This is a genomic window from Streptomyces sp. NPDC088785 (assembly GCF_044750685.1).
Lineage (GTDB): Bacteria > Actinomycetota > Actinomycetes > Streptomycetales > Streptomycetaceae > Streptomyces.
Genome location: NZ_JBIVKH010000008.1, coordinates 1 through 19,392 on the forward strand (window position 1 = coordinate 1; position 19,392 = coordinate 19,392).

Below are 19,392 nucleotides of genomic sequence, written 5' to 3' on the forward strand. Positions count from 1 at the left end.
GCGTTGATTTTTGGCACGCTGTTGAGTTCTCAAGGAACGGACGCTTCCTTTGTACTCACCCTCTCGGGCTTTCCTCCGGGCGCTTCCCTTCGGTACTTCTTCTTCTTGTTACTGCGTGTTTCCAACCTTACCAGATCCTTTTTCCGTTCCGTTTCCGGTTCGGAATTTGTTTCCGGTGGCCGTTGGAGGGCCTTTGCCTTTCGGCTGGTCAGACTTTATCAGAAGTTTTTGGCCGGTCTGACCGGCTGTTGGTTTCTGAATTAGTCAGAGGGCTTCTCGAAAGAAAGTATTTCGTGAAGCGCGCTAGACACTAACCGCCGCAAGCGAACCCTGTCGAGTTCGGGGCAACTGTTCGAATCTACCTCCCCGTCCAGTCCGTGTCAACGGTCTTTCCGGGGCGAAGAGGAGACTAGCAGCTCAGACGGGCCGGGTGCACATCACGCTGCTGTGGGCAGCAGCGCACTGCGCTCGGACTCCGGTACATCGCCGGTCTCGCCCTCTCGGGCGGCGCGGCCACCGAGGACGTAGACGTAGGCGAGGAAGGCGATTTCGGCGGCGATGCCGATGCCGATACGGGCCCAGGTCGGGAGGCCCGACGGGGTGACGAAGCCTTCGATGGCGCCGGAGACGAAGAGGATCAGGGCCAGGCCGACGGCCATGCCCAGCGCTGCTCTCCCCTCTTCCGCGAGTGCGGTGCGGCGGGTGCGCGGGCCGGGGTCGATGACGGTCCAGCCGAGGCGGAGGCCCGTACCGGCGGCGACGAAGACCGCCGTCAGTTCGAGGAGGCCGTGCGGAAGGATCAGGCCAAGGAAGGTGTCGAGGCGGCCGGCGGAGGTCATGAGGCCGATGCCGACACCGACGTTGAGCACGTTCTGGAAGAGGATCCAGAGGACCGGCAGGCCGAGGAAAACACCGAGGACCAGGCACATCGCGGCGGCCTGGGCGTTGTTCGTCCACACCTGCGCCGCGAACGAGGCCGCCGGGTGGCTGGAGTAGTAGGTCTCGTACTGGCCGCCGGGGCGGGTCATCTCGCGGAGCTCCGCGGGGGCGGCTATGGACGCCTGTATCTCGGGGTGGGTGCCGATCCACCAGCCGATCAGCGCGGCCAGCGCCGTCGAGACGAGCGCCGTGGGCACCCACCAGTGGCGGGCCCGGTAGACGGCGGCCGGGAATCCTCGCGTCAGGAAGTCCGTGACGTCGCGCCATGAAGCGCGACGGGTGCCCGTCACGGCACTGCGCGCGCGGGCCACGAGCTGGGTGAGGCGGCCGACGATCCGGGGATCGGGTGCGCTGGACTGGATGAGGGAGAGATGGGTGGCCGTGCGTTGGTACAGCGTGACCAGTTCGTCCGCCTCCGCGCCGGTGAGGCGGCCGCGCCGGTGCAGCAGAGCGTCGAGTCGGTCCCACTCGGCCCGGTGGGCGGACACGAAGACGTCGAGGTCCATCGGGTCTGCTGCTCCTCGCTTTCCGGCACCTGTGCGGCGCGATGTGCCCTCAGCTTGGCAGACTGGCCGTTCCTAGGGCAGGTCAGGGAAGGGTGGGTGGCCGGTGTGAGTGAGCTGGTGACGGGCGAGGCCGTGGCACTGGAGCTGCGGCCCGCGAAACTGCCGAGCCGGGCGCTCGCCGTGCTCATCGATCTCGCGGTGGCCTTCGCCGTCTACATCGTCGTGACGATGACGATCGTGGCGGCCACGTCTTCGCTGGACGACGCCGCCGCGGCCGCGCTCGCCGTGGCCACGTTCCTCCTCGTGCTGGTCGGCGTGCCCATCGCGGTGGAGACGCTGAGCCGGGGGCGGTCGCTGGGCAAGCTCGCGTGCGGGCTGCGGGTCGTGCGCGACGACGGCGGGCCGATCCGGTTCCGGCACGCGCTGGTGCGGGGGGCCGTCGGCGTCGTGGAGATCCTGATGACCTTCGGGGTCGTGGCGTGCATCGCCTCTCTGGTGTCCGCGCGCGGGCGCCGGGTCGGGGACGTCGTCGCCGGGACCCTCGTGGTGCGTGAGCGGGTGCCCACCGGACAGGCGGCGTTCGTGCCGCCCCCGCCGCCGTGGCTGGTGGGGCGGTTCGCGCAGCTCGACCTGTCCGCCGTGCCCGAGGGGCTGTGGCTCGCGGTACGGCAGTACCTCACGCGGATGGGACAGCTGGACCCGCAGGTGGGACAGGGCATGGCCGGGCGGCTCGCGGCCGATGTCGCCGCGCACACGGGTGCGCCGGCGCCGACCGATGTGCCGCCCGCCGCGTTCCTGGCCGCCGTGGTGCACGAGCGGCAGTCGAGGGAGGCCCGGCGGGCCTTCGGCGCGGGGCAGCAGGGCGGGATGCCCGGAGGAGCGCCGAACGCGTACGGGATGCCGGGGACACCGGGCGCGTACGGGATGCCCGGAGCGCCGGCCGGGTACGGGCCCTCGGGGGCTCCCGCTCCTTATGCCGCTCCTGCCGCTGCCCCGCAGGCCGCCCCCGGCCCGCATGCGTCCGCGCCGGACATGTTCCGCAAGAGCCCGGCGCCCTCCTCGTCGCCCGCGCCCGGCAGCCGGGACGACGGGTCCGAGCCGCCTGCCACCGGGTTCGCGCCCCCGGCCTGAGTCTCCGGGGGCCGGCGCCCGGAGACTCAGGGGAACGCCGACGGTGGGGTCTCCAGGTCCTCCAGCTCGATGCCGGGGGCGGCGAGGACCACGTCGCCGCTGACGTGGACCGTGTGCTGCTCGCCGGTGTCCAGGGCTGTGACCTGGTACGCGTCCACGGTCAGGGGTCCGTTGTCAGTGGCGTGTGCTTCGCTGTTCAGCAAGGTCCAGGACTGGTCCACGGTGCGCGGGGCCAGGACGGGATCGGTGAGGGCGACAAGGCGGACCCGGGTCGCGGGGGAAGCGGGGGTGAGACGCAGCAGACGCGTCGTGGCGATGAGGAACGCGGGGGACGTGCCGGTGAACGCGTGCGCGGGAGCGTTTCCCTCGGTGGCGTGCACGCCGGTCGGGTCGGTGCGCACCCAGGTGACACCGTCGAGTGCGGCGCCGCGCACCTGCCAGCTCGACGCGTTCGCTTCGAGGCGGATGGGGCGGCCGAGTTCGTCCAGGGCGAGGTCGATCGAGCCGGCGTGATCGCCGGAGGGGGTGGTGCGTTGCGCGACGTAGCGCCAGCCGGAAGGGCCGGGCGCGCAGTGGAAGTGTTCTTCGCCGAGGGGGGTGCGATCGTGCGGATCGTGGAGCGAATAACGGCCGCGGGGCATGGGCTTCGTGAGGTCCTCTGTCTGGCCTGGTGACGGCCGCCGCCACCGGTCGCGGGTGCGCGCCGGGTGGTGCGGGCTGGCGTCGAAGGACGTGTCCACCGTAGCCAGCGGTGCGGCAGGTACGGGACAGGCCCCCGGCACGGGGGTGCGGGGGCCTGTCCTGGCAGTCGACTCCGGCGTCCGGCGCGTCAGTGCCGCCGGTGGAGTGCGTCGCCGTCGTGCTCGGTGGCTCAGTAGCGGTAGTGGTCCGGCTTGTACGGGCCCTCGACCTCGACGCCGATGTACGAGGCCTGCTCCGGGCGGAGGGTCGTCAGCTTGACGCCGAGCGAGTCCAGGTGGAGGCGGGCGACCTTCTCGTCGAGGTGCTTGGGCAGGACGTACACGTCGGTCGGGTACTCCGACTGCTTGGTGAACAGCTCGATCTGGGCCAGCGTCTGGTCCGCGAACGAGTTGGACATCACGAACGACGGGTGGCCGGTGGCGTTGCCCAGGTTCAGCAGGCGGCCCTCGGACAGCACGATGATGACCTTGCCGTCGGGGAACGTCCAGGTGTGGACCTGCGGCTTGACCTCGTCCTTGACGATGCCCTCGATCTTCGCGAGGCCGGCCATGTCGATCTCGTTGTCGAAGTGGCCGATGTTTCCGACGATGGCCTGGTGCTTCATCCTGGCCATGTCGGCGGCCATGATGATGTCCTTGTTGCCGGTCGTCGTGACGAAGATGTCGACCTTGTCGACGACCTCGTCGAGCGTGGCGACCTGGAAGCCGTCCATCGCTGCCTGGAGCGCGCAGATCGGGTCGATCTCGGTGACGATCACGCGGGCGCCCTGGCCGCGCAGCGACTCCGCGCAGCCCTTGCCGACGTCGCCGTAGCCGCAGACGAGAGCGGTCTTGCCGCCGATGAGGACGTCCGTGGCGCGGTTGATGCCGTCGATCAGGGAGTGGCGGCAGCCGTACTTGTTGTCGAACTTGGACTTCGTCACCGCGTCGTTCACGTTGATCGCGGGGAAGAGGAGGGAGCCCTCGCGCTGCATCTCGTACAGGCGGTGGACACCCGTCGTCGTCTCCTCGGTGACGCCGCGGATCTCCGAGGCGAGCTGGGTCCACTTCTGCGAACCGGCGGAGATCGTGTCGTTCAGGAGCTGGAGGATGACACGGTGCTCGTCGGACTCGGCGGTGTCGACCGAGGGGACCTTGCCGTCCTTCTCGTACTCGACGCCCTTGTGGACGAGGAGGGTGGCGTCACCACCGTCGTCGAGGATCATGTTCGGACCGCCGGTGGGCGTGTTCGGCCAGGTCAGGGCCTGCTCCGTGCACCACCAGTACTCCTCCAGGGTCTCGCCCTTCCAGGCGAAGACCGGGACGCCCCGCGGGTTGTCCGGGGTGCCGTCGGGGCCCACCGCGATGGCCGCGGCGGCGTGGTCCTGGGTGGAGAAGATGTTGCAGGACGCCCAGCGGACCTCGGCGCCGAGCGCGACGAGGGTCTCGATGAGGACGGCCGTCTGGACCGTCATGTGGAGGGAGCCGGTGACGCGCGCGCCGGCCAGCGGCTGCGCGGCGGCGTACTCCTTGCGGATCGCCATCAGGCCGGGCATCTCGTGCTCGGCGAGGGTGATCTCCTTGCGGCCGAACTCCGCGAGGGAGAGATCGGCGACCTTGAAGTCCTGGCCCTGTCGGTCGGCGACAGAAGTCATAAGTGAGCTGCTCCTCGGTGCAGTTGCGGATGGTCGAGGTGGGCTTCGTCCGCATGCCGTCCGGGTGGAGGCATGCGTGGCTGGTCTGCGGGCGTCGGCGGGCACACGTGTCCCGTCGATACTCGCAGCGCAGTCCGTCGGAGGCCCTCTCTCCCTCGGCCGGCCCGTCGTGCGGGCCGCCCGACCGCCATCAGCAGCGACGTCTGGCTCGTGACAAAGCTACACCGATCGGCCCAGTCAGCCCTACCCCGTCTCGGTATCGGATCCGGGCCGGCCGCGTTTGCGGAGGTCAGTGGCCCGGCGTCGAACCGCCCGGGGTGGGGCCGCCGGGGGCCGCCTCCGGATCGGGGCCCTTGGCGGCCTCGGCGGCGCTGAAGATGTCGGGTTCGAGGTAGATGACCCGGGCGATCGGCACGGCGGCGCGGATGCGGGCCTCGGCGGCGTCGATGGCGCGGGCCACCTCGGCGGCCGTGTCGTCGTGCCGGACGGCGATCTTCGCGGCGACGAGGAGCTCCTCGGGGCCGAGGTGGAGGGTGCGCATGTGGATCAGGCCGGTGACGGTGTCGCCGTCGACGACGGCCTGCTCGATCCTGGTGACCTCCTCCGTGCCGGCGGCCTCGCCGAGGAGCAGGGACTTGGTCTCCAGTGCGAGCACGATGGCGATGGCGATCAGGAGCAGGCCGATGCAGAGGGTGCCGACGCCGTCCCAGACACCGTCGCCGGTCGCGAGGGTGATGCCGACGCCGAGCAGGGCCAGTACGAGACCGATCAGGGCGCCGAAGTCCTCCAGGAGGACGACGGGCAGCTCGGGGGCCTTGGCCCGCCTGATGAACTGGCTCCAGGTCAGCTTGCCGCGCAGCTGGTTGGACTCCTTGATGGCCGTCCGGAAGGAGAAGCCCTCGGCGAGGATCGCGAAGACGAGGACGCCGACCGGCCAGTACCAGTGCTCCAGCTCGTGCGGGTGCTTGATCTTCTCGTAGCCCTCGTAGACGGCGAACATGCCGCCGACCGAGAAGAGCACGATCGACACCAGGAAGGCGTAGATGTAGCGCTCGCGGCCGTAGCCGAAGGGGTGTTGCGGGGTCGCCTCGCGCTGGGCCTTCTTGCCGCCGATCAGCAGCAGCGCCTGGTTCCCGGAGTCGGCGAGGGAGTGGACCGCCTCGGCGAGCATCGACGAGGAGCCGCTGAAGAGGAACGCCACGAACTTCGATGCCGCGATCGCCAGGTTGGCGGCCAGTGCCGCCACGATCGCCTTCGCTCCGCCTGAAGCACTCATGTCGTTCCTGGTGTCCCTTCGAGGTTCTGCGTATGCGTACGTCCCGTGCAGCGGTGGGTCATTGTTGCAGCACGGGACGGCACAGGGGTCTCTCAGGCCACGACCGTCGCGCGGAAAACCGTACCGACTCCGGACACTTCGGTCTTTTCGTCGGCCGGGACGAACACCGAGCCGCCGGGGGTGAGGCCGAGGTCGCCCACCCGGACCGTGCCCGCCGTGCAGAGCAGGATCTGCGGGGTCCGCGCGGTGAGGTCGTGGGGCGCGCCGCCTTCGGACAGCACGTAGCGGGAGAGGCGGAACTCGTCGATGGGGGTGTCGTAGAGCTCCTCGCCGTCGGGCGACGCCTCGGGGCGCAGGACGCCCGGGTCGGTGGCCTCGAAGCGGACGATGCGCAGCAGCTCGGGGACGTCGACGTGCTTGGGGGTGAGGCCGCAGCGCAGGACGTTGTCGGAGTTGGCCATGATCTCGACGCCGAGGCCGTCCAGGTACGCGTGCGGGACGCCGGCGCCGAGGAACAGGGCCTCCCCCGGCTGGAGGCGTACGTGGTTGAGGAGCATCGCCGCGATCACGCCCGGGTCGCCGGGGTAGTGGTGGGCGATGCCCGCATACGGCTCGTAGACGCCGCCGATGCGCTGGGCGGCGGCGGTGGCCTCGGCGACGGTCGCGGCCATCTCGGTGCGGTCCGCGGACAGCACGGCGGTGAGGACCTCGCGCAGCGCGGCCTCTTCGGGGTGGGCGCGCAGCAGGTCCGCGTACGGCTTGAGGCTGTCGACGCCGAGCCCTTCGAGGAGGCGGGCCGACTCCTCGGGGGCGCGGAAGCCGCACAGTCCGTCGAACTCGGTGAGCGCGCAGATCAGTTCGGGCTTGTGGTTGGCGTCCTTGTAGTTGCGGTGGGGGGCGTCGATCGGGACGCCCCGGTTCTCCTCGTCCTCGTACCCCTGCTTGGCCTGGACGAGGTCGGGGTGGACCTGGAGCGAGAGGGGGGCGCCCGCCGCGAGCAGCTTGAGGAGGAAGGGGAGGCGGGGGCCGAACGCGGCCACGGCCGGCTCGCCCAGTTCGCGGGCCGGGTCGGCGGCGATGACCTCGTTCAGCGGGCCGCGCCCGGTGCCCGAGGGGGCGCCGGGGTGGGCGCCCATCCACATCTCGGCCTGGGGTTCGCCGGTCGGTTCGGCGCCGACGAGCCGCGGGATGGCGGTGGTGGAGCCCCAGGCGTAGGGGCGGACGGTGTTGGTGAGGCGGTCCATGGGGTGTTTCTTCTCCGTACGCGGTCCAGGGCGGGGCGGGTCCGGCTGCGGCCGGGGCGAGGACAGGGTGGGCCGCGGATCACGTACCGGAGGCGAGCCCCAGGTAGACGGCGGCGAAATCCGTGACGGCGATCAGCTCCGCGAGGGTCTCCAGGTCGCTGCCCTCCTCGGGCTCCAGCTCGCTGATCGCGGTGCCGTGCGAGAGCGCGAGCTCGCGGGCGGCCGGGGCGGCGCTGAGGCCGCCGGCGGGGCGGTCGCGGAGCAGGACGACGCGGGCGCGCAGGGCCTGGGCCTCGTCGACACGGTCGCGGAAGAAGTCGTCGGGGTCGGCGCCCGCGGCGAGGTCGCCGGCGAGGAACGCGCCGTGGGCGGGCAGCGCCTCGGGCAGGTCGGCGGCGAGCGCGGGGCGGCCGGCCAGCTCGGCGAGCGCGGCGGCGAACCGGCGGCCGGCGGGGCCGGCGGCCGCGCCCTCGGTCCAGATCAGCGGCAGCGCGTCGGCCAGCTCGGAGGCGAGGGTCTTGGCGGGGTTGCCGTAGGTGGCGATGGCCGGTCCGCAGCGTTCGGCGGTGCGGTCCAGGCGGTCGGCGACCTTCTCCAGGTCCTCGGGGGGCGCGCTGAGCAGGCCGGTGCGGTCGAGGAGGGCGAGCAGCGGGGTGAGCAGGGCCCACAGGGAGCCGGGGGCGGAGGCCGCGACCGGGGTCTCCTGCTCCTCGTACGGGGCGGTGGCCATCGGGACGAACAGGCCGTGGGCGCCGGCCACGGTCTCGGTCAGCGGGGAGCCGGAGGGGGCGACCGCGACGACGCTGACGCCTCGGCGGTACGCCTGTTCGACCAGGAGCGACAGGCTCGGCTCGCCGCCGTCCGGGGTGGCGATCAGGAGCAGGTCGACCGAGCCCGCCCAGCCGGGCAGTTCCCAGCGCAGGGCGCCGGTGGCGGGGGCGACGCCGGTGGAGCGCAGGCGGACGACCGGGCAGGCGGAGCCCGCGAGGCGGCCGATGAACTCGGCGACGCCGAGGGCCGCGGTGCCGGGGCCCGCGATCATGACGGCGCGCGGGCGGCCGTCCGGCTTCAGCTCGGCGATGCCGGCCTCGGCGGCGTGGCGGGCCGCGGTGCGCACGCGGGCGCCCGCTTCGGCGGCGCCGCGCAGCAGGGCGCGGCGGTCGGCCCTGGCCAGCGCCTCCGGATCGTCCAGGAGTGTTTCGTCGAACATGGCGCGGGCCTCCAGCGGGTGGCTTCTTTTGCGGGTTACGCGGGGCGGCGGGCCTCGTCGACGAGCAGGACGGGGATGCCGTCGCGGACCGGGTAGGCCAGGCCGCAGTCCTTGGAGGTGCAGATCAGCTCGGCTTCGGCCTCCTTCAGGGGGGCGTGGCAGGCCGGGCAGGCGAGGATCTCCAGGAGGCCGGCTTCGAGCGGCATGAGGGGGGTCCCTTCGGGGTGCGGAGCGGTGGGCGGGCGGTGCTTCTGGTGCGGCCCGGTCAGGGTACCGCCGGGTGCGGGGCGGGGGGCGGGCGCGGCTCCCGTCGTGGCTGGTCGCGCCGTGGGCCGCGCCCCGCGCGGCGGCGGGGAGCCGGATCAGGCGCGGATGAGGGCGAGCGCCTCGTCGCGGATCCGTTCCATGGTGGGCCGGTCGCGCGCCTCGGCGTTCAGCCGGAGCAGGGGTTCGGTGTTCGACGGGCGGACGTTGAACCACCAGTCCTTCGCCGTGACGGTGAGGCCGTCGAGCTCGTCGAGGGTGATGCCGTCCCGGTCCCCGTACGCGGCCTTGATCGCGGCGAGGCGGTCGTCCTGGTCGGTGACCGTGGAGTTGATCTCGCCGGAGCCCGCGTACCGGTCGTAGGAGGAGACCAGGGCGGACAGCGGGCCGTCCTGGCCGCCGAGCGCGGCGAGGACGTGCAGGGCGGCGAGCATGCCCGTGTCCGCGTTCCAGAAGTCCTTGAAGTAGTAGTGCGCGGAGTGCTCGCCGCCAAAGATCGCGCCGGTCGTGGCCATCTCCTGCTTGATGAAGGAGTGGCCCACGCGTGTGCGCACGGGCGTGCCGCCGTGCTCCTCGACCACCTCGGGCACCGACCAGGACGTGATCAGGTTGTGGATGATCGTGCCCGAGCCGCCGTTGCGCGCGAGCTCGCGGGAGGCGACCAGGGCCGTGACCGCCGACGGGGAGACCGGGTCGCCGTGCTCGTCGACGACGAAGCAGCGGTCCGCGTCGCCGTCGAAGGCGAGGCCGAGGTCCGCGCCCTCGGCCCGCACCCGGGCCTGGAGGTCCACCAGGTTCGCCGGGTCCAGCGGGTTCGCCTCGTGGTTCGGGAAGGTGCCGTCCAGCTCGAAGTACATCGGCACGACGTCCAGCGGCAGGCCCGCGAGGACGGTCGGGACGGTGTGTCCGCCCATGCCGTTGCCCGCGTCGACCACGACCTTCAGGGGGCGGATGGCGGTGAGGTCGACCAGGCCGCGCAGGTGCGCCGCGTAGTCGTCGAGGGTGTCCCGGCGGGTGATCGTGCCCGTGGTGGCGGCCGGCTCGGGGGCGCCCGACGCGCTCCACTCCTCGGCCAGCCGGCGGATGTCGGCCAGCCCGGTGTCCCGGCCGACGGGGGCGGCGCCCGCCCGGCACAGTTTGATGCCGTTGTAGCGCGCCGGGTTGTGCGAGGCGGTGAACATGGCGCCCGGCAGGTGCAGCGCGCCCGACGCGTAGTACAGCTGGTCGGTGGAGCACAGGCCGATCTCGGTGACGTCGGCGCCCTGCGCGGCGGCGCCCCGCGCGAACGCCCGGGACAGGCTCGGGGAGGAGGGGCGCATGTCGTGCCCGGTGACGATCGCCGTCGCGTCGGTGACCCGGACGAAGGCGGCGCCGAACAGCTCGGCCAGCTTCTCGTCCCACTGGTCCGGGACCACCCCGCGCACGTCGTACGCCTTGACGATCTGCGACAGATCAGCAGCCATGGCCCGGTCCAGCCCTCCTGAAGTACTACACGGACCCCACAAACTACCGGTCCGCACCGACAACAGAGCGTGAACCCCTCATTCCTCGCAAAGAACCCGCCGTCCGCCATCGGTCCAGGTCACGGCAGCATCCAGGACAGGACCACCGTGCTCTGGGCGTACACGACGAGACACATCACCAGCAGCAGTCCCACACTCCACGGCAGCACCTTGCGCAGCAGATCGCCCTCCCGGCCCGCGAGTCCGACGGCCGCGCAGGCGATGGTGAGGTTCTGCGGGGAGATCATCTTGCCGAGGACGCCGCCCGAGCTGTTGGCGGCGGCGAGGAGTTCGGGTGACAGGCCCGACTGCTGGGCGGCCGTCACCTGGAGGGCGCCGAAGAGGGCGTTGGCCGAGGTGTCGGAGCCGGAGACCGCCACGCCGAACCAGCCCAGCACGGGCGACAGGAAGGCGAGGCCCGCGCCCGCCGCGGCCACGGAGTGCCCGATGGTGGCGGCCTGCCCGGAGAGGTTCATGACGTAGGCGAGGGCGAGCACGCTCGTCACCGTGAGGAGCGCGAACCGCAGTTCGCGGACGGTCTCCAGCCACTCGCGCACCGCCACGCGCGCGTGCACGCGCAGGACGACGGCCGTCAGCGCGCCGGCGATCAGCACGAGGGTGCCTCCGGTGGAGAGCAGCGGCAGCGTGAACACGTTGCCGCCGACCGGGTGGCCGTCGGGTCCCGCGACGTTCAGGAAGGGCCAGTCGACGACGCGGTCGGCCGCGGTGAGCCGGTCCTTGACGACGGGGATCTGGGCGAGGGAGAAGAGGGCGACGATGAGCGCGTAGGGGGCGTAGGCGCGCAGCACTTCGGGCCGCGGGTCCTCCTCGTCGAGGTCCTCGCTGCGTACGCCGGTCAGGACCGCGGCGCGGACCGGCTCGGCGGCGGGCCTGCGCGCCCGGGGCACGGCGACCAGGGCGGCGGCCCCGATCAGCGCGGCCCCGATGTCGGCGAGTTGCGCGGAGACGTAGTTGGAGGCCGCGAACTGGACGACGGCGAAGGCCGCGCCGCAGGCCAGCGCGGGCACCCAGGTCTCGCGCAGGCCGCGCCGCCCGTCGACCAGGGCGACCAGCACCAGCGGCACGACGAGGGCGAGCAGCGGCGTCTGACGGCCCACCACGGAGGCGACGGAGTCCAGCGGCAGGCCGGTGACCTGGGCGAGCGTCACGACGGGGGTGCCCATGGCGCCGAAGGCGACCGGTGCCGTGTTGGCCACCAGGGAGACGACCGCGGCCTTCACCGGGTCGAAGCCGAGCGCGACGAGCATCACCGAGCAGATGGCGACGGGTGCGCCGAAGCCGGCGAGGGCCTCCAGGAGCGCGCCGAAGCAGAACGCGATGACGAGGGCCTGGACGCGCGGGTCGGTGGAGAGCCGGCCGAAGGAGCGGCGCAGGATGTCGAAGTGCCGGGTGCGGATCGTCATCCGGTACACCCACAGGGCGTTGACGACGATCCACAGGATGGGGAAGAGCCCGAACAGCGCGCCCTGTGCGGCGCTGGAGACCGTCTGGCCGAGCGGCATGCCGTACGCGAGGCGGGCGACGAGGACGGCGACGCCGAGGCCGATCGGGCCCGCCAGGTGGGCCTTCATGCGCACGGCGCCGAGCAGGACGAGGACGGTGACGAGGGGCAGGGCCGCGACGAGGGCGGACAGGCCGAGGGAGCCGTTGACCGGCTCCAGTCGCTGGACGAACACGGGCGCCTCCCGGAATCCCGGATTCCCATGGACGGGGTGGCGAAAGTGTTCTGTCCGCCGCGAAGGCGCGTCAACGCGTGGGACGTGGAAGGGGGCGAAGATCCGGTGAAGACGGCGGGCGCGGGCGCGGCGCGCTCCGGGGCGCGGTCAGTTGTCGGGCGAGCGCAGGACCCTGAGGTGGCCGCGGCGGGCGACCTCCATCGGGTCCGCGGTGCGCGGACCGCCGCCGCCGGCCTCGGCGGCCCGCTCCTGGGGGCGGGCGGCCTCGCGCACGGCGTTGGCCAGCGCTTCCAGGTCGTCTCCGCTGGGGCGGCTGGGGCCACTGCTGTTGTTGAGCCGGACGACCTCCCAGCCGCGCGGCGCGGTGAGGCGCTCGGAGTGCTCGGCGCACAGGTCGTAGCAGTGGGGTTCGGCGTAGGTGGCGAGCGGGCCGAGGACCGCGGTCGAGTCGGCGTAGACGTACGTCAGCGTCGCGACGGCGGGACGGCCGCAAGCGGTGCGCGAACAGCGACGTACAGGGCTCACAGCGTTGGACGGTACCGCACTCTTGAGCGGGCCGCGACGACTCTCCCCGAGGTCACCCCACCGTGTCGTGGTGTGAGACGGCGCACACCGGCTCGCGCGTGCGCCCTCGTGACCTGCGGCGACCCGGGGTCGTACGCCCCGCCGACCAGTTGAAAGCGGTCACCACTCAGGACAAATGCCGTCAACTGTCGCGAGTTCAACGGTCCGGGAGGGATACGGAATCTGGCCCGGGAATGGCTTGATCGGTCGGGAAGCGACATGCGGTGGGCCGTCCGGGAGCGCCCCGCTTCGTGCGCCGCTCCGGCGTCCCCAAGGACTACGCTGCGTCGGTGATGGAAAGGTCAGACAGTCAGGTGCCGCGCTCCCCCGGCGAGCCGCGGCCGCCGCGCCGCCGCGACCGGCACGGCCGGGGCATGCGCGGGCCCGTGGCGCCCCCGCAGGTGCCGCTGTCCGCGAGCCGCGCCGACGGCTTCGCGGACCTCGTGCAGGACTCCGTGGAGCGTCTGGAGCGGCGCTGGCCGCAGCTGTCCGAGGTCGACTTCCTGGTCCTCGAGGTGCCGCGGCTGACGGCCGAGGACGAGGCGTGGGGCGGCGACTCGGTGCCGCTGGGCGGCACGATCGCGGCGCGGGAGGACCGCCCCGCGCGCGTGGTGGTCTACCGGCGCCCGATCGAGATCCGCACCAAGGGCCGCGACGAGCGCGCGGCCCTGGTGCACGACGTCGTCGTCGAGCAGGTCGCCGAGGTCCTGGGGCTCACCCCGGAGACCGTCGATCCCCGTTACGGGGACGAGGAGGACTGACCGGCGGCCCGCCGCGCTACTTCTGGAGCACCGACAGGTCCTCGTCCGACCGGGGCACGGAGACCGTCCCCCGGTCGTCCGGCAGCGTCTGGATCGTGAACGCCGGGACGCCGCCCTGCTTCTCCGCCAGCATCCGCGAGCCGTAGACCTTGCCGCCCGACACGGGCTCCACGGTCAGCGCGTACGCGCCCTCCAGGCCGCTCGGCACCGGCGGGGCGACCGACAGGGTCGTGCCGCCCTTGACCGTGTACTCCTTGGTGACCGGAGTGCCGCCCCCGGAACCCGCCGACGCGGTGACCTTCACCCTGCCGGTGGCGCCCGGCGCGGTCAGGGCGAGCGTGGAGCCCTTGGCACGGTTGTCGGCGACCGTCGCGCGCGAGCCGATGTCGCCGCTCGCCGGGATGAACGCGGTCTCCCGGTCGGCGCCCTTGCCGCGCGTGACGCGCAGCGCGGCCACCACCGGCACGGAGTCCTCGCTCGGCGTCAGGATCAGCGAGCCGGGGTCGCCGCGCGTGACGTCCTTCAGGTCGACGGAGGCCGTCATCCCGGACTTCACGTGCAGCGTGTCGTGCCCGGCGGGGGTGATCTTGCCGCTGGACGTGGCGAGCTGGAGCTTCAGGTCGGCGTCGTCCTGGCCCGGCGCGAAGGCCACCAGGCGCACGTCCGTCGCGTCCTCGGGGATCCCGGGCAGCACCAGGGAGGGCGCCGGGTCGGCGGCGGCGGGCAGCCAGTCGCCGCCCAGCTCGGAGTCGGCGGCGGAGACGGCGGCGGCGACCCGGCCGCTGCGCGCGGTGACGTGCAGCGTCAGATTCGGGTACGGCGTGTCCGTCAGCGTCGACAGCAGCACCGGGACGCTGGAGTGCGCGGCGATCTGGATGCCCTCGCCGACCTCGGACTTGATGGCGCCGTCCGGGCCGTACAGCTGGACGTCGACGACCGCGGGCTCGTCGTCGGGGTTCGTGAGGTGGATGTAGTCGCTGCGGTCCTTGGCGGTGGACGCGCCGGGGAAGTAGAAGTCGGTGTCGGGCTGCGAGCAGTCCACGCCGAGCAGGCCGCGGCCCGTGCCCACGTCCACCGAGGTGGTCTGCTGGACGGTCCAACCGGGGGCGAGGGCGCCGTCGGCGGTGCCGACCAGGGCCGGCGCGTCACCGCCCGACGCGTCGCCCGTGGCGGGCTTCCCGGGCTCCTTCGGCGTGACGACGGCCTTGGCCTTCTTGCCCTTGCCCTGGGCGTCGGGGCTGTCGGACGCGCTCGTCCCGGCGGGCATCAGCCGCGCCGTGCCGCCGGCCGCGGTGCCCGCGGACTTCGGGGTGTACGAGGTGTACCGGGTCTCCGCGAGGTCGGACTGGCCGGGCTGCGGGCACAGCAGGCTGGAGCGCTCCACGGGCAGCCGGGCGGCCGCGCCGGCCGGGGTGGCGTCGTCGCCCCCCGAGCGGACGGTGGCGAAGCCCGTGACCGCGGCCAGGGCGGTCACGGCGGCGATCAGGGACAGGGTCGTGCGGTTCACTGCTGGCTCCCGTCGGGGTGCTCACCGTCGGCGCCGGTGCCGTGTCGCGGCGGCTGCTGCGGCTGCTGCTCGTACGTCGGGTCGTACGGCGCCTGTTGGTCGTACGCCTGCTGCTCGTACCCGGCCTGCTGGTCGAACCCGGTCTGCTGGTCGTAGGGGACCTGCTGGTCGTAGCCGCCTCCGTACGCGTACGGGTCGTACTGGCCCGCCTGGTAGGGGTCGGCCTGCTGGTCGTACCCGTAACCGCCCTGCTGGGGGTACTGCTGCTCGCCCGCGGCGTACGCGCCGTACTCGGCGCCCGCGTAGCTGGGCTGCTCCCACTCCCCGTACGCCTGCTGCCGCGGGATGTCCGCGGCCTGCGCCTCCTCCTCGGCGGGCGCCGGCGCGGCGGGGGCGGCCTGCTCGGCCTCGGCCTCCGCCTGGGCGCGCAGCCTGCGGGCCCTGCGGCCCTCGCCCTCCACGGCCTGGGCGGGCACCACGGGCTCCTCAGGGAGGTCGTCGTCGATGTCCTTGCGGCGGCCCGGCAGCGCGAGCACCACGAGGACGATCGCGAGCGCGCCCTGCACCCACAGCCAGAGGGTGTGGGTGAACGGCGTGTCGTAGGTGACGTCGAGCCGGCCGCCCGACGCGGGCAGTTCGAAGCCCTGCGCCCAGCCGTCGACCGTCGTCCGCGTCAGCGGCGTGCCGTCGAGCGTGGCGGTCCAGCCCTCGGCGGCCTGGTCGGCGAGGCGCAGCACGCGGCCGTCCTTGCCCGCGCCGAGGTCCGTGTGGATGTCGACGGGGCCCGCGGCGACCGGCAGGGCGTCGTCCGAGGTGGAGCCGGCGTCGGCCGTGGGCAGCACGACCGCCCGCGCGACCTGGCGGTCGACGCGCCACAGGGCGATGCCGTCCTGCTGGCTGAGCCGGGTCAGGCCGGGGGTGGAGTCCAGGACACGGCCCATCTCGCGCGGCGCCCCGTCCCGCACGAGGACGTAGCGCACGGCGAAGCCGCCGAGCTGGTCGGCCTGGTCGGCGCCGGAGCCCGCGACCAGGTTGGCGACGACCTTGTCGAGGCGGCCGTTCTCGCCCGCCGCGTCGGTCAGTTCGCCGTCGCCGAGGCGGGCGCCCGCGCCCCGCACCAGGGCGTACGCCACATCGCCCGTGCCGCCGTCGAGGACGAGCGTGCGGGCCTGGTCGCGCGTACCGGCCTCCTCGGCGACGAACGCCGGGACCTGCACCGGGTCGCGGCGCTCCAGGGGGCCGTCCGCGCCGCGGATCATCCAGCCCGCGGCGAGCAGCAGCGGCCCCGCGGCGGCGGCGAACGCGATGAGCGCGGCGACCGGCTGGCGCCAGCCGAAGCTCTGCTCGGCCACGCGCGTGCGCGCGCCGTCGGCACCGAGCGCGCCGGCGGCCAGCAGCGCGAGGCCGTAGACGAGGGTGGCGGGGCCCGCCCACGTCGAGCTGTTGGAGAGGACCGCGAAGATCAGGGCCACGACGGCGACGGTCCAGGCGGCGAGGACCGCGAGGCGGCGCTCCTGGCGCAGCAGCGCGGCGAGGGCGGCCAGGACGATGCCGATGAGCAGCAGGCCGCCCATGGTGCCGGGGCCGCCCGGCGAGGCGCCGAGCAGACCGAGCGCGCCGGCCGACCCCTTGCCGAACGGAAGTCCGGCCTCCTTGAAGAAGCCGAACGGGAGCAGCGACAGCGACCACGGGGCGAGCACCAGGAGCGGGGTGCCGAGCGCGGCCAGGAAGCGCAGTCCGTAGGCGGTGATGTCGTCGCGGCGCACCACGAGGAGGGCGAGGCCGAGGACGAGGGCCATCGGCCACACCAGCGGGGTGAAGGCCGTCGTGACCGTCAGCAGCAGCGCGTACGCCCAGGTGGCGCGCCAACTTCCGCGGGTCCCCCGGTCGTTCGTCAGGCCGGACGCCGAGGCGCCCGCGCGGGCGATGAGCGGGAGCAGGATCGCGAGCACCGAGGTGCCGATCCGGCCGCCCGCGAGCGCGCCGGTGGCGGCGGGCAGGAACGCGTACGCGACGGCGGCCCAGGCGCGCAGCAGCCGCGACTCGACCAGGGGCCGGGACGCGAAGTAGGCGGTGAACCCGGCGAGTGGCACCGAGCCGACGAGCAGCACGGTGACGGCGAGTCCGGAGGAGCCGAACAGCACGGTGGCGAGCGCGGCGACGGCCGCCAGGTACGGCGGCGCCGCCTGGGTGCCGCCGGTGCTGGTGGCGTGCCAGGCGTCGAGGTAGCGCGCCCACAGGTCGGAGGAGTCGCCGGGCGCGGGCAGCAGCGCGCCGCCCGCGAGCGCCCCGCTGCCGAGGAGGCCGCGGCAGGCGATCAGGGAGACGAAGAGCAGGACGACGAAGAGCAGCGGTCCGGGGTTGCGGGCGATGCGCTTGAGGCGGGCGAACTGCTCGACCTCGAAGAACTCGTCGTCGCCGGGGCCCGATTCGAGGCCGCCGCCGCCGTGCCGTCCGGCGGTGGTGGTCTCCGGGTCCGCGGCGCCGAACAGATTTCCGGCGACCTGCTCGACGGTGAGCCGCACGGTCGCGCCCGGCGGCGGGAACAGCGGCTTGAGGTCCTTGGGGTCGACGGACCCCTTGCCGCGCTCCCGGCGTCCGGCCATGATCCGGCCGGGCCGCAGCAGCGTCGTGAGCAGGCCCGTGATCTCGTCGAAGGCCTGTCCCGGCACCTTGCCGACGAGGTACGCGACCGTGCGCAGCGCGGTGCCGACGAGGAGGCGGACGAGGATCCAGGGGAGCGCGGCCGTGCGCGCGTTCACCAACAGGCTGTAGACCGCGCCCGCCTTGTCGACCTTGTGCGGGGAGGACGCGGTGCGGCCCACGCAGTCGACGGTGCGGCGCTCGCGCGAGGAGGCCTCGGCGTGCCGCACGACGGCCTCGGGGGCGACGACGACGCGGTGGCCGGCGGCCTGGGCGCGCCAGCACAGGTCGAGGTCGTCGCGCATGAGCGGCAGCCGGCGGTCGAACCCGCCGAGCTGCTCGTAGACATCGCGCCGGATCAGCATGCCGGCGGTGGACACGGACAGGACGGGCCGCACGTGGTCGTGCTGTCCCTGGTCCTGCTCGCGGCGGTCGAGGCCGGTCCAGCGGCGCCCGGAGTGGGCGATGGAGACGCCGACCTCCAGGAGCTGCCTGCGGTCGTACCAGCCGCGCAGCTTGGGGCCGACGATCGCGACGTCGGAGCCCGCCTCGCGCTCCGCCTCGACGACGGCCAGCAGCTGGGCCAGCGCGTCGGGTTCGGGCGCGCAGTCGTCGTGCAGCAGCCACAGCCACTGCTCGGGCTCGCCGTGCGGGAGGTCCGGCAGGTCGTACGCGTCGTCGCGCCAGGAGCGGCTGACGGGGTCCCAGCCGCTGGGGCGCTTGAGGTACGGCAGCTCTTCGGGGGTGAGGACCCCGGCGCCGCGCACCGCCTCGTCGACGGCCTGGCCGAAGCCGGTGCGGCGGGCGAGGTGCAGGACGCGCTCGTCGCCGATCGCCCGGGCGACGAGGGCCGCGGAGTCGTCGGCGCTGCCGGTGTCGGCCGCCATCGCGTTCTGCACCGGGCGCTCCTGGCCGAGCACTCCTGACAGGACGTCGGGCAGCCAGCGCGCGCCGTCGTGCGAGACGAGGACGGCGGTGACGACATGCCTGGGGAACTCGGGGGCGCTGCTCGGGTCGAGCCCTGCGGCGTGCCCCGGGTTGAACGCGGCGGTGGCAGTGCCGAATTGGTCTGCCGAGTGGCTGTGCACGGACATCGAGGTACGGGCCCCGGTTCGTTGGACTGCGGTGGACACCCGTGGCGCACGAGGGCGCCGGGGTGTCTCGGACGGGACCTCACACTAACGGCTGCCGACAACAGCGGCCCGCCGCCTGTGGACAACCCACCTGCGCCGGGCCGTACGTACCGCAGATAACACCGAAATGGCCACAAGGAACGTGCGGGAGACCCGCGAACGAGCTGCCAGGGTCCCGTGACGGACCCGCGGCGGACCCGCGGACGTGCTAGACGGCGGCCTTCTTGAGCCGCCTGCGCTCGCGCTCGGAGAGGCCGCCCCAGATGCCGAACCGCTCGTCGTTGGCGAGGGCGTACTCCAGGCACTCGGAGCGGACCTCGCACGCCAGGCAGACCTTCTTGGCCTCTCTCGTGGAGCCGCCCTTCTCGGGGAAGAAGGACTCGGGGTCGGTCTGCGCGCACAGCGCGCGCTCCTGCCAGCCGAGTTCCTCTTCCGTGTCCTCGACCAGCAGATCCGAAAACGACTCGGTCATAGTGCGCCCCTCGTCCGTCCGTGCGTCCCCGTGATGTTGCCGTTACCGATTTCGGCTGAACGACACGAGTGAAATTACAAGTGTGCCGATCCGGGGCAGTCAAGCCGGGATCTGCTATTGGGCCCCTTATTCACTCTGCGGAACCAAGGCTAAGCGGAAAGTGCGCAAATCGGCAAAAACCGTGACACTTGCCAGCGGCCCATTCAGC

16 protein-coding genes are annotated in these 19,392 nt (G+C 73.0%); 3 read left to right on the forward strand and 13 right to left on the reverse strand.

All coding sequences use genetic code 11. From position 1 onward, the window contains the following. Positions 1 to 264 (forward strand): hypothetical protein (locus ACIP5K_RS22030; RefSeq protein ID WP_401411873.1); only part of this gene is annotated, 264 nt, incomplete at its 5' end. Positions 265 to 437: 173 nt separating this feature from the next. Here ACIP5K_RS22030 and ACIP5K_RS22035 read toward each other — a convergent pair. Further along, entirely contained in the window at positions 438 to 1,445 is a 1,008-nt protein-coding gene (locus tag ACIP5K_RS22035) for a stage II sporulation protein M (protein ID WP_401411875.1), read from the reverse strand. A 105-nt stretch (positions 1,446 to 1,550) separates the two neighbouring features. On the opposite strand from ACIP5K_RS22035, the gene ACIP5K_RS22040 reads away from it, so the two are divergent. Continuing rightward, positions 1,551 to 2,576, forward strand: coding sequence for an RDD family protein (locus tag ACIP5K_RS22040; RefSeq protein ID WP_401412272.1), 1,026 nt, complete (start codon positions 1,551 to 1,553; stop codon positions 2,574 to 2,576). A 26-nt stretch (positions 2,577 to 2,602) separates the two neighbouring features. Here ACIP5K_RS22040 and ACIP5K_RS22045 read toward each other — a convergent pair whose 3' ends face one another. From ACIP5K_RS22045 to ACIP5K_RS22085, 9 genes are all read right to left on the reverse strand, one after another. After that, complete coding sequence (locus tag ACIP5K_RS22045; RefSeq protein ID WP_401411877.1) at positions 2,603 to 3,217, reverse strand: hypothetical protein; 615 nt, start codon at positions 3,215 to 3,217, stop codon at positions 2,603 to 2,605. Positions 3,218 to 3,447: 230 nt separating this feature from the next. Continuing rightward, the gene (ahcY, locus tag ACIP5K_RS22050) at positions 3,448 to 4,911 is read right to left on the reverse strand and encodes an adenosylhomocysteinase (protein WP_401411878.1); all 1,464 of its coding nucleotides are present in this window, start codon (positions 4,909 to 4,911) and stop codon (positions 3,448 to 3,450) included. A 289-nt stretch (positions 4,912 to 5,200) separates the two neighbouring features. Further along, the gene (locus ACIP5K_RS22055) at positions 5,201 to 6,187 is read right to left on the reverse strand and encodes a cation diffusion facilitator family transporter (RefSeq protein WP_401411879.1); all 987 of its coding nucleotides are present in this window, start codon (positions 6,185 to 6,187) and stop codon (positions 5,201 to 5,203) included. Positions 6,188 to 6,279: 92 nt separating this feature from the next. Then, positions 6,280 to 7,431 carry a mannose-6-phosphate isomerase, class I gene (gene manA, locus ACIP5K_RS22060; protein ID WP_401411881.1) on the reverse strand — a complete coding sequence of 384 codons (1,152 nt, stop codon included), beginning with the start codon at positions 7,429 to 7,431 and terminating at the stop codon, positions 6,280 to 6,282. A 79-nt stretch (positions 7,432 to 7,510) separates the two neighbouring features. Continuing rightward, positions 7,511 to 8,641: an SIS domain-containing protein gene (locus tag ACIP5K_RS22065; protein WP_401411883.1), complete on the reverse strand. Its 1,131-nt coding sequence runs from the start codon at positions 8,639 to 8,641 to the stop codon at positions 7,511 to 7,513. A 35-nt stretch (positions 8,642 to 8,676) separates the two neighbouring features. Beyond that, positions 8,677 to 8,847: a Trm112 family protein gene (locus ACIP5K_RS22070; RefSeq protein WP_111665844.1), complete on the reverse strand. Its 171-nt coding sequence runs from the start codon at positions 8,845 to 8,847 to the stop codon at positions 8,677 to 8,679. Between the two features lie 156 nt (positions 8,848 to 9,003). Next, positions 9,004 to 10,368 carry a phosphomannomutase/phosphoglucomutase gene (locus ACIP5K_RS22075; protein WP_401411884.1) on the reverse strand — a complete coding sequence of 455 codons (1,365 nt, stop codon included), beginning with the start codon at positions 10,366 to 10,368 and terminating at the stop codon, positions 9,004 to 9,006. Positions 10,369 to 10,487: 119 nt separating this feature from the next. After that, positions 10,488 to 12,104 carry an L-lactate permease gene (locus tag ACIP5K_RS22080; protein WP_401411886.1) on the reverse strand — a complete coding sequence of 539 codons (1,617 nt, stop codon included), beginning with the start codon at positions 12,102 to 12,104 and terminating at the stop codon, positions 10,488 to 10,490. A gap of 147 nt (positions 12,105 to 12,251) precedes the next feature. Next, positions 12,252 to 12,629 (reverse strand): DUF3499 domain-containing protein, encoded by a 378-nt coding sequence (locus tag ACIP5K_RS22085; RefSeq protein WP_401411888.1) that lies wholly within the window; start codon positions 12,627 to 12,629, stop codon positions 12,252 to 12,254. Between the two features lie 332 nt (positions 12,630 to 12,961). Here ACIP5K_RS22085 and ACIP5K_RS22090 point away from each other — a divergent pair, with 332 nt between their 5' ends. Beyond that, positions 12,962 to 13,429 carry a metallopeptidase family protein gene (locus ACIP5K_RS22090; RefSeq protein WP_401412274.1) on the forward strand — a complete coding sequence of 156 codons (468 nt, stop codon included), beginning with the start codon at positions 12,962 to 12,964 and terminating at the stop codon, positions 13,427 to 13,429. A 16-nt stretch (positions 13,430 to 13,445) separates the two neighbouring features. Here the strand turns inward: ACIP5K_RS22090 and ACIP5K_RS22095 are convergent, their stop codons facing one another. The 3 genes from ACIP5K_RS22095 to ACIP5K_RS22105 all read right to left on the reverse strand — a co-directional run bounded on the left by ACIP5K_RS22095 (position 13,446) and on the right by ACIP5K_RS22105 (position 19,184). Further along, positions 13,446 to 14,936, reverse strand: a complete 1,491-nt coding sequence (locus tag ACIP5K_RS22095; RefSeq protein ID WP_401411890.1) for a DUF5719 family protein — start codon at positions 14,934 to 14,936, stop codon at positions 13,446 to 13,448. Beyond that, the gene (locus ACIP5K_RS22100) at positions 14,933 to 18,673 is read right to left on the reverse strand and encodes a glycosyltransferase (RefSeq protein WP_401411892.1); all 3,741 of its coding nucleotides are present in this window, start codon (positions 18,671 to 18,673) and stop codon (positions 14,933 to 14,935) included. Before ACIP5K_RS22100 ends, ACIP5K_RS22095 begins: the two co-directional genes overlap by 4 nt. Before the next feature lie 247 nt (positions 18,674 to 18,920). Beyond that, complete coding sequence (locus ACIP5K_RS22105; RefSeq protein WP_111665851.1) at positions 18,921 to 19,184, reverse strand: WhiB family transcriptional regulator; 264 nt, start codon at positions 19,182 to 19,184, stop codon at positions 18,921 to 18,923. Positions 19,185 to 19,392: the final 208 nt, after the last annotated feature.

What these genes read in the sequence shown, in the direction of transcription:
- ACIP5K_RS22035 (WP_401411875.1), bottom strand. Translation starts at nt 1,445, where the DNA reads ATGGACCTCGACGTCTTCGTGTCCGCCCACCGGGCCGAGTGGGACCGA.
- ACIP5K_RS22045 (WP_401411877.1), bottom strand. Translation starts at nt 3,217, where the DNA reads ATGCCCCGCGGCCGTTATTCGCTCCACGATCCGCACGATCGCACCCCC.
- ahcY (WP_401411878.1), bottom strand. Translation starts at nt 4,911, where the DNA reads ATGACTTCTGTCGCCGACCGACAGGGCCAGGACTTCAAGGTCGCCGAT.
- ACIP5K_RS22055 (WP_401411879.1), bottom strand. Translation starts at nt 6,187, where the DNA reads ATGAGTGCTTCAGGCGGAGCGAAGGCGATCGTGGCGGCACTGGCCGCC.
- manA (WP_401411881.1), bottom strand. Translation starts at nt 7,431, where the DNA reads ATGGACCGCCTCACCAACACCGTCCGCCCCTACGCCTGGGGCTCCACC.
- ACIP5K_RS22065 (WP_401411883.1), bottom strand. Translation starts at nt 8,641, where the DNA reads ATGTTCGACGAAACACTCCTGGACGATCCGGAGGCGCTGGCCAGGGCC.
- ACIP5K_RS22070 (WP_111665844.1), bottom strand. Translation starts at nt 8,847, where the DNA reads ATGCCGCTCGAAGCCGGCCTCCTGGAGATCCTCGCCTGCCCGGCCTGC.
- ACIP5K_RS22075 (WP_401411884.1), bottom strand. Translation starts at nt 10,368, where the DNA reads ATGGCTGCTGATCTGTCGCAGATCGTCAAGGCGTACGACGTGCGCGGG.
- ACIP5K_RS22090 (WP_401412274.1), top strand. Translation starts at nt 12,962, where the DNA reads ATGGAAAGGTCAGACAGTCAGGTGCCGCGCTCCCCCGGCGAGCCGCGG.
- ACIP5K_RS22100 (WP_401411892.1), bottom strand. Translation starts at nt 18,673, where the DNA reads ATGTCCGTGCACAGCCACTCGGCAGACCAATTCGGCACTGCCACCGCC.
- ACIP5K_RS22105 (WP_111665851.1), bottom strand. Translation starts at nt 19,184, where the DNA reads ATGACCGAGTCGTTTTCGGATCTGCTGGTCGAGGACACGGAAGAGGAA.